Origin of the sequence: Sphaerospermopsis sp. FACHB-1194, assembly GCF_014696235.1 — a bacterium.
GTDB classification, from domain to species: Bacteria; Cyanobacteriota; Cyanobacteriia; order Cyanobacteriales; family Nostocaceae; genus Sphaerospermopsis; species Sphaerospermopsis kisseleviana.
On sequence record NZ_JACJPU010000013.1, the window covers coordinates 62,944 to 75,975 of the forward strand.

At 38.5% G+C, this 13,032-nt stretch carries 14 protein-coding genes; 6 read left to right on the forward strand and 8 right to left on the reverse strand.

Annotation, left to right across the window (positions count from 1 at the left end; all coding sequences use genetic code 11):
* Positions 1–16 precede the first annotated feature (16 nt).
* The 4 genes from H6F45_RS10200 (at position 17) to H6F45_RS10215 (ending at position 4,329) form a co-directional block, all read left to right on the forward strand.
* Entirely contained in the window at positions 17–1,642 is a 1,626-nt protein-coding gene (locus H6F45_RS10200) for a hypothetical protein (RefSeq protein ID WP_190347113.1), read from the forward strand.
* Positions 1,643–1,917: 275 nt separating this feature from the next.
* A complete protein-coding gene (locus H6F45_RS10205; RefSeq protein WP_096567003.1) occupies positions 1,918–2,091 on the forward strand; it encodes a CopG family transcriptional regulator in 174 nt (57 codons plus the stop codon).
* 209 nt (positions 2,092–2,300) lie between these two features.
* Positions 2,301–3,752, forward strand: a complete 1,452-nt coding sequence (gene zds, locus H6F45_RS10210; RefSeq protein WP_096567001.1) for a 9,9'-di-cis-zeta-carotene desaturase — start codon at positions 2,301–2,303, stop codon at positions 3,750–3,752.
* A 127-nt stretch (positions 3,753–3,879) separates the two neighbouring features.
* Positions 3,880–4,329 carry an SRPBCC family protein gene (locus tag H6F45_RS10215; protein ID WP_187041514.1) on the forward strand — a complete coding sequence of 150 codons (450 nt, stop codon included), beginning with the start codon at positions 3,880–3,882 and terminating at the stop codon, positions 4,327–4,329.
* Positions 4,330–4,373: 44 nt separating this feature from the next.
* Here the strand turns inward: H6F45_RS10215 and H6F45_RS10220 are convergent, their stop codons facing one another.
* The 5 genes from H6F45_RS10220 to H6F45_RS10240 form a co-directional block, all read right to left on the reverse strand.
* On the reverse strand, positions 4,374–4,721 hold the full coding sequence (locus H6F45_RS10220; RefSeq protein WP_096566997.1) for a helix-turn-helix transcriptional regulator: 348 nt from the start codon (positions 4,719–4,721) through the stop codon (positions 4,374–4,376).
* A gap of 29 nt (positions 4,722–4,750) precedes the next feature.
* Positions 4,751–5,122, reverse strand: a complete 372-nt coding sequence (locus tag H6F45_RS10225) for a type II toxin-antitoxin system RelE/ParE family toxin (RefSeq protein ID WP_096566995.1) — start codon at positions 5,120–5,122, stop codon at positions 4,751–4,753.
* A gap of 715 nt (positions 5,123–5,837) precedes the next feature.
* Positions 5,838–6,077 carry a 2Fe-2S iron-sulfur cluster-binding protein gene (locus H6F45_RS10230; protein ID WP_096566993.1) on the reverse strand — a complete coding sequence of 80 codons (240 nt, stop codon included), beginning with the start codon at positions 6,075–6,077 and terminating at the stop codon, positions 5,838–5,840.
* Between the two features lie 78 nt (positions 6,078–6,155).
* The gene (gene cobQ / locus H6F45_RS10235; RefSeq protein WP_190347114.1) at positions 6,156–7,628 is read right to left on the reverse strand and encodes a cobyric acid synthase CobQ; all 1,473 of its coding nucleotides are present in this window, start codon (positions 7,626–7,628) and stop codon (positions 6,156–6,158) included.
* A gap of 386 nt (positions 7,629–8,014) precedes the next feature.
* The gene (locus H6F45_RS10240) at positions 8,015–8,419 is read right to left on the reverse strand and encodes an Npun_F0494 family protein (RefSeq protein WP_096566989.1); all 405 of its coding nucleotides are present in this window, start codon (positions 8,417–8,419) and stop codon (positions 8,015–8,017) included.
* A gap of 160 nt (positions 8,420–8,579) precedes the next feature.
* Between H6F45_RS10240 and H6F45_RS10245 the strand changes: the two genes are divergently transcribed.
* A complete protein-coding gene (locus H6F45_RS10245) occupies positions 8,580–9,017 on the forward strand; it encodes a peroxiredoxin (protein WP_096566987.1) in 438 nt (145 codons plus the stop codon).
* A gap of 71 nt (positions 9,018–9,088) precedes the next feature.
* Here H6F45_RS10245 and H6F45_RS10250 read toward each other — a convergent pair whose 3' ends face one another.
* Positions 9,089–9,484 (reverse strand): hypothetical protein, encoded by a 396-nt coding sequence (locus H6F45_RS10250; RefSeq protein WP_137668792.1) that lies wholly within the window; start codon positions 9,482–9,484, stop codon positions 9,089–9,091.
* Positions 9,485–9,528: 44 nt separating this feature from the next.
* Positions 9,529–10,404 (reverse strand): ABC transporter permease, encoded by an 876-nt coding sequence (locus H6F45_RS10255; RefSeq protein WP_190347115.1) that lies wholly within the window; start codon positions 10,402–10,404, stop codon positions 9,529–9,531.
* A gap of 635 nt (positions 10,405–11,039) precedes the next feature.
* Here H6F45_RS10255 and H6F45_RS10260 point away from each other — a divergent pair.
* Positions 11,040–12,056 carry a methyltransferase gene (locus H6F45_RS10260; RefSeq protein WP_190347116.1) on the forward strand — a complete coding sequence of 339 codons (1,017 nt, stop codon included), beginning with the start codon at positions 11,040–11,042 and terminating at the stop codon, positions 12,054–12,056.
* A gap of 503 nt (positions 12,057–12,559) precedes the next feature.
* Here H6F45_RS10260 and H6F45_RS10265 read toward each other — a convergent pair.
* Positions 12,560–12,946 carry a hypothetical protein gene (locus tag H6F45_RS10265; protein WP_190347117.1) on the reverse strand — a complete coding sequence of 129 codons (387 nt, stop codon included), beginning with the start codon at positions 12,944–12,946 and terminating at the stop codon, positions 12,560–12,562.
* Positions 12,947–13,032 lie beyond the last annotated feature (86 nt).

Here is a 13,032-nt window from a genome sequence, read left to right on the forward strand (position 1 = left end):
TTGATTCACTTAATCTATGACAAGTTTTAATCGCTCTACCAGTCGTCGGTTGAAGAAATTAATCCAAATTCCTTCTATATGGGAGGGCGATCGCCGTCCGTTGTCATCACCAGTGTCATCCAGAGATTCCCAAGAGTCCCAAGGGGAATGTATCCTTTGGGTGGATGGCTCTCAAGGTATTGTTAGAGGTATGGATATGGTATCTCCCGACCTTGGACCAGAAGCAATAGTTCGCACCTTAATGCGAGCAATGGAGCATCCCCACAGTCCTGCTAAACCAGCTAGACCTCAAAGAATTGTGGTCAAAGACCGGGAAATTCAATTTTACCTGCGGGGAGTTTTGCAAGATTTGGATATTGCTATTGACTACGCACCAGAATTACCTTTAATTGATGAACTATTTCGCTCTTTTGCGGATATAGTTGATAGTCAAATTCCTAATTTACCTCCACAATATGCAAAAATTCTGAATGAAAAGGCTTTTGCAGTTTGGGAAGCAGCACCTTGGGATTTTCTGGAAGAACAGCAAATCTTGTCTATAGAAATAAATAAATGGGATGTGGGGACACTCTATGTCTCAGTCATGGGAATGCTGGGGATGGAGTATGGTGTTTTGTTATATCGTTCAGAAGAATCTCTCAAGCGGTTCCGTGCAGATATTTTAGAGGATGAAGAATCAGAGCAAGGTTTAGAAGCAGCTTTCTTAAAGCAAGATTGCTTATTTCTCACCTTTGATCAAGTGGATGAAGATGAAGATGAAGATTTAGCGGATTTACCCCTATCGGAGATTGAACCTACTTTTGGTAATATTCACCCCTTAGAAGGATTACGCTCGATTTTATACGAGGAAGAAGCACTTGTAGTATTTGTGGCACTAGAAAGTTTGATCCGCTTTATCCGTGATTATCGTCATCAGTTATACGAAGAAGACTTCCCCCCCATCAACCGACGTTATCGCATTTCTCTACCCCATCCCGATGAAACAACTAAATCCGTGTCTGTCACTGTCTCGACTATGCCAGAATTAGCAGCAGAGTTAGAGGAAATGGCAGGGTTTGATTTTTCAGATGAAGATGAGTGGGATGAGGATACCGAGATCCGCACATTGCGGGATGATTTGATCCCAGAAGATTCATTTTTGAGTTTAGGAGTGATTTCTTGGGAGATGTTGAATTCTCTACGTCAGGAAGTGAATTATCATGCAGGACAGGAAATTCAACCAGTCGGTGATGGCTTACCCGTGATTTTAATTCAAACTTCCCGCCCCAAAGCTAAAACGGTGATTGAAAATATTCAAGCTGCTGGAGGATTGAAAGCTATATGCTTTAATCCAGGTGCTAATCCCTTAGACGGTGAACGATATGATTTAGGTTTGTTACAAACAAAGAATGGGGATCTGTTCCTGTTTGGGGAATTTCCAGAGGATGATCCCACTCACGTTGAAGCTAAGAAAAAATGGAATCAGCGGTGTCAGCAAACTAATGGATATTGCGGTTTGATCATTGCTAAGGGATTGACAGGTGCTGCTCGTGGTAATCCAGGGTTAAAAGATATGATGGCTTTGTTTGAAGCGCGATCGCTCTCTACTCAAGATTTAGGTATTGGTACTCTCCAACTTATGCCCCAACTAGAATTTGAATAATTTTCTGTGTAGTTACCACAGATAGTCATCAAATCCACACTGAGTTCAATTATTTTGGTTTGATCTGTGGTTTTCTACAATGAAGTCCTATAGTAATTGCTGCATAATTTGTTGTTAAAAAGATCAACTTGGTTCGTTTAGTTTATCTATCTTGACGGCGAATTTTTAGATATATTTTATGATCTTCCTGTTTATTTGAGCAAATCTCTGATAGTATCATTTTTTCCTTTTACTTTTGGATTCATTTTGACAACCGTTAACACATAGCAAGTTGCATGATAATGACTAATAAAAAATGGGCTGTTAAACGCATAACCGTCAACCTAGCAACTCAGGAAGCGGAAAAATTAGAAAAATATTGTCAGCAGACAGGTAGACCCGCTACTGATGTGATTCGTGAGTTGATTAGAAGTTTACCTCTTTCTGAAGATAGTAAGAGTAATGCTTAATGAGGCATTGGGCATTGGGCATTGGGCATTGGTAAAAATCTTTTCCTCCCCTGCCTCCCCTGCCTCCCCTGCTCCCCCTGCTTTCTTCCCAGTCCCCAGTCACCAATCCCCAGTCTCCATTACCCATTACCTATTCTGACACCAACCCAGTTACAATTTGTAAAGAAACTTATAGCGCAGCTTGGCGTAAGTAATAGAGGAACTTGGGAATGCGTGTTGCAATTGTAGGAGCAGGATTAGCTGGGTTGGCTACTGCCGTAGATTTAGCCGATGCGGGTTGTGAGGTACAAATCTTTGAATCTCGTCCCTTTGTCGGTGGGAAAGTTGGCAGTTGGGTGGATGGTGATGGCAACCACATAGAAATGGGATTGCACGTATTTTTTGGCTGCTACTACAATCTGTTTGAGTTGATGGAAAAGGTGGGAGCAGGGAACAATTTACGCCTGAAAGAACATACCCACACTTTCATCAATAAAGGAGGACGCACTGGGGCTTTAGATTTTCGTTTTATCACCGGTGCGCCTTTTAATGGCTTAAAAGCATTTTTCACTACTTCCCAACTTTCAGCACTGGATAAATTACAAAATGCGATCGCTCTGGGAACTAGCCCCATTGTCCGGGGTTTGGTAGACTTTGAAGGGGCAATGAGAAATATCCGCGACTTAGACAAAATCAGCTTTTCTGACTGGTTCTATAGTCACGGAGGCAGTAAAGGCAGCATCAAACGGATGTGGAATCCTATCGCTTATGCTTTGGGCTTTATTGATTGCGATCATATTTCTGCCCGTTGTATGTTGACAATTTTCCAGTTTTTTGCAGTGAGAACCGAAGCTTCTATTTTGCGAATGCTGGAAGGTTCACCCCACGAATATTTACATAAACCAATTATTGAATATTTAGAAGCCAGAGGTACAAAAATCTATACCCGTAGACAGGTGCGGGAAATTCAATTCACTGAGTCTAATGTTCTTGGGGAAGCAAAAACCAAGGTAACAGGTATAGTAGTTGCCCAAGGTGACAAAGAAGAAGTAATCACAGCTGATGCTTATGTTTGTGCTTGTGATGTACCGGGGATTCAGCGAGTTTTACCCCAAGCATGGCGAAAATGGTCAGAATTTGATAACATTTATAAACTTGAAGCTGTTCCAGTCGCTACAGTACAGTTAAGGTTTGATGGTTGGGTGACAGAACTACAAGATGCAGAAAAACGGAAACAGTTAAATCATGCTGCGGGGTTGGATAATTTGTTATATACAGCAGATGCTGATTTTTCTTGTTTTGCGGATTTGGCTTTAACTAGTCCCGCAGATTATTATCGTCCTGGGGAGGGTTCATTGTTGCAGCTAGTATTGACACCGGGAGATCCGTTTATTAAAGAAAGCAACGAGGCGATCGCCCAGCACGTTTTAAAACAAGTCCATGAATTATTCCCCTCATCCAGAGAATTAAACATGACTTGGTACAGTGTAGTGAAACTAGCTCAATCTTTATACAGAGAAGCACCAGGAATGGACGTTTACAGACCTGATCAAAAAACACCAATTCCTAACTTTTTCTTAGCAGGAAGTTACACCCAACAGGATTATATTGATTCTATGGAAGGTGCAACAATTTCTGGAAGACGTGCAGCAAAAGTCATTCTAGAAAGTGTGAAGAATTAGGTATTGGGGACTGGGGACACTTCGACAAGCTCAGTGCATCGCTGGGGACTGGGGACTGGGTAAAGGTTCTTCTGAATTACCAATCACCAATTATCAATTATCAATTATCAATTATCAAACAAATCCAATGGCTGACTGGTTAGAACATAGCGTACAGGTAGAAGTAGAAGCTCCCATAGAATTAGTATGGGGGTTGTGGTCTGATTTAGAACAAATGCCGAACTGGATGAAATGGATTGATTCGGTGAAAATTTCCCCTGATGATCCAGAGATTTCTTTATGGAAATTGAGTACAGGCGGTTTAGAATTTACCTGGAAATCTCGGATTCTTAAAACAATTTCTCATCAAATTATTCAATGGGAATCTGTGGATGGTTTACCCAATCAAGGGGCAATTCGTTTTTACGATCGCCATGCAGGTGGTAGTATTGTGAAAATGACTATTTCCTATGCTATTCCTGGTTTTTTGGGTAAGTTGATGGATAATTTGTTTTTGGGAAAAGCTGTAGAGTCAACAATTCAAGCGGATTTGGAGAGGTTTAGAGAATACGCTTTGAATGCGAAGGGTGATGGGTAGAGATGGGGAAAATTGGCAGTAATTTTTTTACTGCTAATTTCGTTTTAAGCAGAAGCAGAAAGAATTTTTACAGGTTCAATTTTGGTATTGGAATTGATTTCTTGATTGGGGACAAAATGAATTTCCACAGAATAGCCAGCAGCAGTAGCAAGTTTAGTTAAAGTTTCCAATTTAGGTATTTGTTTACCAGATTCAATTCTAGCTAGATGTGGTTGTTTAATGCCTACTTTCTCTGCAAAATCTCTTTGGTTTAAACCCATCGAAGTTCTTATAGCAATAATTTGTTTTGCTAACTGGAATTCTGATTCAAGTGCATCATATTCAGCTTTTACCTCTGGATCTGCAAGCACTTCTTCACGGATGGATTGCCAAGAAATTGTTTTGGTAGTCATTGCTGTTTACCTTTTTCGTTATTTTCAAACTATTCAGAAGATGATTGTTCTTCACTGTTTTCTAGCAAAAAATCCTGCATTCGCTGTTTAGCTAGATTCAGTTCTTTTCTTGGGGTTTTTTGAGTCTTTTTTTGGAATCCATGAAGCAGAATAAATTTTTTACCAGTATAAGCAAAGTAGATAATGCGATAAGCATTTTTATTCTGTTCTATTCTGATTTCATATAGCTTATCTTCAAGTGGTTTTATATAATCTCCACCCACAGATGTTCCAAATTCCTCCAAAAGATCAAAAACACGACCCAATTTTGCTTTCACTTTTGCATCTTGTTCTTTAAACCAATCTAAAACAGGAGAATTACCGTTTGGATATTGGTAAAACTCTATACTCCATTTATTCACTTAGCAATTTCAGGCTTGATAACTTTAACGTTATCATGATTGTACCTCAAGTGTCAGGTATTTTCGTAAATATTTAATTTTTTAGCTATTTAAGCCAAAAAACAGGTCAGAACACCCACCAACAACATTGGTTGGGTTATTTTACATGAAAGGCAGGATGCCTACCCCATAAGATGGAATAATTTATTTTCTGGTCTACCCCAATCATTGATGTTTTTATAAAAGCCGGATTAACAAAATGTAAGAGGTTGTTTGGATAAATATACTCAATAATGCATAAATTTTAATTTACAGAAATTAATTTTTAACACAATTTTGTATTTTTAAACTTTCCAGCTATACAACTTCAGAAATTCCCGTTTCTATTTCAGGATGAAACTTCTCTGGAGTCATCCCATCTAATAATTCATCAAGGGTGTATTTTTTCGCTTTTTCGGTGTAATCGCCAGACTATGGCTAGATACACTTAAAATTACATCTGTTACTTCTTTGAACTGCACTTTTCCCTGACTTTAGAAATGCGAATAGCTAGATTATTTCCCCATTTGGTAACAAATATACTCATAGCTATCTATAAATATATATCTATATTGAAGGTACTATTTTAAAAGTTAAAATTCAAGTAGAGACACAGAATAACCATGTCCCTACCATTTCCTGACAACTAAAAAAAACAATCAAAAAACAATCAAAAAACAATCAAAAAAATAATAACTTACCAAGTTGGATCACTAAAAAGATGTATGGTTAATTCCTCTTTATTTGGAGGAACAGGAGTAATACAAGCACGGATGATTTCACCATCGTCTAACTCGACAGTGCAAGCGTGACAAGTTCCCATTAAACAACCAGTAGGAATTGATACCCCTGCCCTCTCTGCTACATCTAATAAAGGTTCTCCAACTTCAGCTTCGACGGTAACATTATCTGGTAGAAAATGGATCTTCATAGTCATTGGTTGTGGATAATTAATGTCAGAAAAAAGGTAGATATTCAGATTTTTGCTGATAGCTGAATACTGATAGCTGACTGCTTACAAAAAAGGCGTTAAATCTAAATGGGTTTCTACTTCGGTAGCTAAAGAATCTAAAATCTGTTCTCGTTGATCTCGATAATTAGCAACACCTGTGGGTAAAGATTTTAAACCTCTTTGTTGACGCAGACGATTTAACCATGCACGTCTCCAAGGACCATTATCAAAAATTCCATGTAAATAAGTCCCCCAAACAGATTGACAATTATCAACTAAGCCTAAATTAACATCGTCAAATAAAGGTTGACAGATGTCTTTATCTGTTGGTTGTTCTATGCGCGATCGCCCTTGATGAATTTCAAACCCATTCACAGGTAAACCCATCTGAGGATAATTAGAAGTCACCTGACGTTGACGGGCTATTTTCTGTCCTGTGATCACAGTTTTCAGGGGTAATAAATTTAACCCTGGATATCTGCCGGCTTGCCCTTCTACTCCTTCTGGGTCAGCTACCATTTGGCCTAACATTTGGAAACCGCCACAGATGCCTAAAACCGTTCCCCCAGAAGCAGCATAATTTTGAATTGCTTCTGCCATACCACTTTTTTGCAATAGCATTAAGTCGGCAATTGTTGTCTTTGTCCCTGGAATAATTACTGCATCAGGGTGTCCTAAATCTTGCTTAAGACTAATGTATTTTACTGAAACTGTTGCTTCTGATTCCAATGGATCAAAGTCGGTAAAATTGGCAATTCTGGGTAAGCGGATAACAGCAATATTTAATTCAGCTTGACTTTTATAAGATTTTCTCTCTAACAAGTCCAGTGAGTCTTCTGCTGGAAATACCTGTTCTAGATAAGGTATGACACCAACCACGGGAATACCAGTCCGTTCTTCTAACCATTTAATTCCAGGTTCAAGGATGGAAAGCTGTCCTCGGAATTTGTTAATTACTACCCCTTTCACCAAGGCGCGTTCATCAGGTTCTAATAACTCTAATGTTCCTACTACATGAGCAAAAGCTCCTCCCCGGTCAATATCAACTACTAACAGAGTCGGTGCATTTAAATATTTTGCCACCCTCATGTTAGTTAAATCTCGGTGCTTGAGGTTAATTTCTGCTGGACTTCCCGCACCTTCACAAACGAGTAAATCAAATTCTGTCTCTAGCTGTTTTAGCGATTCCTGAATTGTGCGCCAACCGAGTTCAAAATATTGCTCGTAATAATCCTTAGCACTAACTTTACCTACCGCTTTACCTTTAAGAATGACTTGAGAAGTCATATCCCCTTGGGGTTTGAGTAAAATGGGGTTCATTTCCACTAGAGGCGGCACCCCCGCAGACCAAGCTTGCACAGCTTGAGCGTAGCCTATTTCTCCACCATTGGCGGTGACATAAGCATTTAAAGCCATATTTTGACCTTTAAAGGGTGCTACTCGCCAGCCACGACGTGAGAGAATACGGCAAATAGCTGTAGTTATCAGTGATTTCCCTGCGTGGGATGTTGTTCCCACTACCATAATTGATTTCATAGGGTAACTTGTTTGTTTTTTGAGTGTCGCTGTAATTTTTGAGTTAAAGGTTTTTCAATAATGGACAATTGACAGTGAACAATTGACAATTACCTCTCTCTGGAAAGGAGAGGATTGAAAAAGCGGAATTTTTGGCTTTTTTGCCCCTTGAAAGGGGAGGTTTTAAACCGTATGGCTAACGCCACGCTACGCTATCGGCTGACGCTCACGGCGGAAGCCTTGAATGAAACAATTGTCAATTATCAATTGTCAATTATCAATTGATAATCTGCTAATCTACTCATTAAATTGGAAAAAAGCAGATTAAAAAACTAGGTTAGAGCTTATTGTTCCCTTAACCTAGTTTTCACTTTGACTTGCTTATCTAAAGATGTCAATTTTTTCCGCTAAAAAGGTAGTCGAAACCAACGAGTAATGGCATCATTTAAGCGATCGCCCCATGATGGACCAGGCAAGTCTGTATCCAAGAATTTTTCTACCAACTGATAACCCAGGGGTGTGAGGCGAAAACCGTCGGTTATTCCCTGTCCATCGACTTCTCTGCGTAGTATCCCCACTTCGATTAACCAACCTAAAGCGTTATCACAGGCTAATTCTGATAAAGGGCGTTTGGTATAACCTTGCTTAAAGCCATTTTCTGTAGCGATCGCACCCAAGGCAATACTTTGGCTTTGCATAGCTTTCCATAAACTCAGATGGAAAGGTGAACAGATCAGCGATCGCTCGGCTCTTAGGAGTGTTTTCTGACTATATACAAAGGGTTTGGAGTTTGGAGAATTTATTGTAGTCATAGGGCATAGGGCATAGGGCATAGGGCATAGGGTGATGGGGAAGTGGGGAAAGTGAATAACCCAATCACCAGTCACCAATCACCATTCACCATTCCCTAACAATTGTAAATTATTGTAAAATTTCCACAGCATCAATATTCTGAAACAGGAAAGGTGAATTATGGCACTAGCAGTTGGTACAGATGCACCTGCATTTACCACCAAAGATACAAACGGCAATACAATATCATTATCTGATTTTGCGGGTAAAACCGTGGTTCTGTATTTTTACCCCAAAGATGACACTCCAGGTTGTACCAAACAAGCTTGTAGTTTCCGGGATGCCCAACCTGAATATCAAGGTAAAGATGTTGTAGTTTTGGGAGTAAGTGCTGATGATGAAGCCTCCCATCAAGCATTCACCGCTAAATATAATCTCAATTTCCCCTTATTGGCTGATACTGATCAAGCCTTGATTAAAGCTTACGATGTTGATGGTGGTGGTTATGCCAAGCGTGTTACCTATGTCATCGATCCTAACGGGAAAATTATTCATGTTGATGGTGCTGTTAACACAACTACCCATGCTAGTGATGTTTTAAATGCACTTGGTTTGTAATAACTAATAATTTTCCAGAACCTCAACTTCAAACCCAACCAGGATGAGAAGTTGAGGTTTTGACTTTTCATTTATTTCTCTGAACCAGGTAAATTCATCGACGGTACTGCATTTTCACCGGATGTAGTTGGTGAAGTTGTAGTTGGTGAATTTGGGTTTGGTTGTTGCTGACTTTGCAGAAGTTTTTGTTGTCTGGCTTTAAACGCTGCTGCTGCGTCATTTAGCTGTTGATTTTGTTGTTCAGAATTCCAGTTGAGAGTGCCGAAATTTGCCTGATGAATCAGGTTAAACATATTGAAATCTGAACCATTACCTAACATTGAATTGCTATTTTTATCAGTCTCCAAAGTAGCAAAAGGTTGATTTGGATCAGCTAAACTCGGTGGTGCTACTAAAACAGATGCAAAGCTAATTCCTGCGAAAGTGGCAACTAAGATTTTTGGAACTGGTAAAAATGGTTTGTTCATGAGATTTCCCCTCACATTTTGCCTCATTTAATCATGCTTCTATATTAAGCCAGTGTCTTGCGTAGTTGGGGTTGAATGCTGAGTAAAGCCACTACAGCAAATCCTAGTAATACTAACAATGCTCCCCCAAAGGTAACATCACCCCAGAAAGCGTGCATGACAACATCACTTAATCCCCAATTACTGTTTAGATATAAGTAGCGTATGGGTTCAATTGCATAGCTGAGGGGGTTGAGGGTAGCGATCGCCTGTAACCATCCTGGCATAAAGGATAATGGTGCTAAAGCTGTGCTGGCAAATAATAAAGGTAGGTTAGTCACAAAAATTACTGCAATTAATTCAATGTGTCCTGGTAAAGCAAAGGCTAAACCGAGGGAAATGGCGGTGACACCTAAAGCTAGTAGAAATACTATGAGAGCGATCGCCCCTAGCCCGGATGCATCCGGTAAACCTGCACCTAAAAACGCCGCTGCACCGACAATTACAGCCGCTTGCAGTAAACTTTGGCTAATGATAAAGATAGCAGAAGCAAAGACAATTGAGAAACGAGAAGCTAAAGGTGCTACCAGTAGACGGTTTAAGAAGCCAAATTCCCTGTCAAACATCACAGGTAAACCGGCATTTAACGCCCCAGCAAAAGCGGTAAAGACAATTACACCAGCCGCTAAAAATTGTCCGTAATTTGTCGTACTACCAAATAAACCCTGGGGCGCATTTTGGAATAATGCACCAAACAACACCAACCACATCACCGGTTGAATAATCCCTGCTGCTAGAGTAGAAGGACGACGTTGTAATTGAATAAATAGACGACGAGTTAAAGCTAGGGTTTCTTGGACTATTTCCCCCAAAAAGTTGGGTGTATTTTTGGTAACTACGGTTTGTGAGTTGAGTTGCTGGAAATTGATATCTGTCTTCATAGGGATTTTCAGATTAGATATACAGTAGATATACAGGGTGTAAACTTAAAAAGTCCGAATTATAAACATTTTTGCACTTGGGAATTAGCCCATAATCACAATAATATTTATAATTCTTAATATTACATTATATCAAAATATGATGTAAAATAATGTTTACATTGTTGACATTAATAAAGATTTAGCTATAGATATCCATTGACTGGGAGCATCCCAAATGTGTAAATTTATTTTTATCTAGTATTTTTATCTAGGGAAATAAAATGCTCCAAGACTTGATATGATTGAACCGCAAAGGACGCAAAGGACACAAAGGTAAGAGATTGTGAGAAATTGTGAGAAATTGTGAGAAATTGTGAGAGATTTTTTAGTGTTGTTGCGTTTATTTTGTCAAAATTGGGATGCTCTCCATTTACTCAACGTGATTACGCCTTAAAAGAAGAAGATTATGAAAATTCATTACATCAATACCCGCAAAATTCCCATCTTGTTTCATAATAGATAGCAGTGCAAAAACAGAATAATTTAAACGTAAGAATTTAGGAACAGAAATCAATTAATTCTTACCTACATTGTTTATTTTGGATTCTGATTGATTACCGTCCAACCAATATCAATAAAGTGGTAAACTGCAAATGAATCAAACTCAACTTTCTCTACATACTCAATTAACACAAATGATTAGCGGTTATTGGGTAGCTCAAGCTATCTCCACTGCTGCTAAATTAGGCATTGCTGATATTTTGCAACAAGGTGAGCAATCCTGTCAAGAATTAGCTGAAAGTACAGATAGTGATCCTAGTGCTTTATATCGTCTCATGAGGACTTTAGCAAGTATCGGTATTTTTCAAGAAACAGATAATCAAAACTTTATCCTCACTCCTTTAGCTGAACATTTATGTAGTGATCATCCGCAATCAGTCAAAGCAACTGCTATTATGCTAGGAGATGCACCCCATTATCAACCTTGGGGGAAAATGTTTTATAGTGTGAAAACCGGAAAACCAGCATTTGATCATCATTTTGGGATGGGTGTATTTGAATATTTTAAATCCCATCCTCAAGATGCGGAAATTTTTGAGGAAAGCATGAATTGTTTTTCTTTAGTTGAGGAAAAAGCTATTCTCGATGTTTATGATTTTTCCCCCTTTAAAACCTTGGTAGATGTAGGTGGAGGATATGGAGAAATGTTAGGTAATTTTTTACAACAATATCCCCATCTTCAAGGTATTCTCTTTGATGAAGAATATGTAATTTCACATTGTCAACCAACATTAGAAAAACATGATATAGTTAGTCGTTGTCAAACTGTTAGCGGTAGTTTTTTTGAAGCAGTTCCATCAGGAGGAGATGCTTACCTTTTAAAACATATTGTTCACGACTGGGATGATGAAAGAGCAATTAAAATTCTGCAAAATTGTCGAAATGCTATGGATGAGCATAGTAAAATATTGGTTTTAGAAATGATTATTGAACCTGGTAATATTCCGGGTGCTGCAAAAATGTTAGATTTGAATATGTTGGTGATGTGTCCTGGTGGTAAAGAAAGAACAGCAGCAGAGTTTCACGAATTATTTACGAAAGCTGGTTTAAAATTAACTCAGATTATTCGCACTGCTGATGATATTTGTATCATTGAAGGTTGTAAATAAACTCTCAGTTTTTTTATGATAGCATCCCAATGAAAGAAAAAAAGTAAGCATTCAGCCTTGAGCTAACAGCAGTCAGCAAGATACTAAAAAACCCGAATTACATCTGGCAAATTTTTCTCATCAACAATTACAGAACTTGTCAATATTCTGATTTTATCAAAAAATCTGTCCACTTATAGGTAGGACAAGTTTTGGAATATGCGGTTAAAGCAGGTTTAGCGTTAAATTGTCAAAATGTCAGAATTCAGGAGTCAGTAGGGGCAAACCCCCCGTGGTTGCCCCTACTTGAATTTTGTATTTTAAATTCTCAATTATGACAAAATATCTCACTATTAATTAATTAATTAATTAATTAATTAATTAATTATTCAATTTTTAACAATTTTTATGTATTTACACCACATCTGCAAAAACATATTTTTTCCTTAGCGTCTTTGCTGCTTTGTGTCTACCCTGCGGGATCTCCTGACGGAGATTGCGCGAAACCTTAATCAAGATTTGGTTCATTCTAATTTTTCCCTCTTCCGTACACCTTCTGTATTCTTTCTTCTGCCGCTTGCTTTGTTGTGCCTCCTGCGTTTTTGCGGACTTTTTCTGTGTTCTTTTACAGAAAATCCGTGGGCTATAAATGTTGTTTTTCTACCTTGTAAATCAGTTGTAGAAACATATCTTTCATCTAAATCAGAAACAGGTTGATAATTACCCCATCCTAGAAATTCATATTGCTGTTGTCGTGCTGCTTCCCAAGAATTGGCTTTAAATTTTTTTATCAATTGAGAATTATCATCTAGCAAAACACGGGCGCTTTCATTATGTGATGGAAAGAAATCATAGCTACCATCTTCATTTTGCCATAATTCATAAGTTGTTAATTTTAAAGAACTTGTCATATACTTTTTTTAGCAAATTCATGAGGTTTAAACATAAAGTCACTCATAGGTTTGTCTATGAGTGTACAGGTTTGTCTATTAAATTG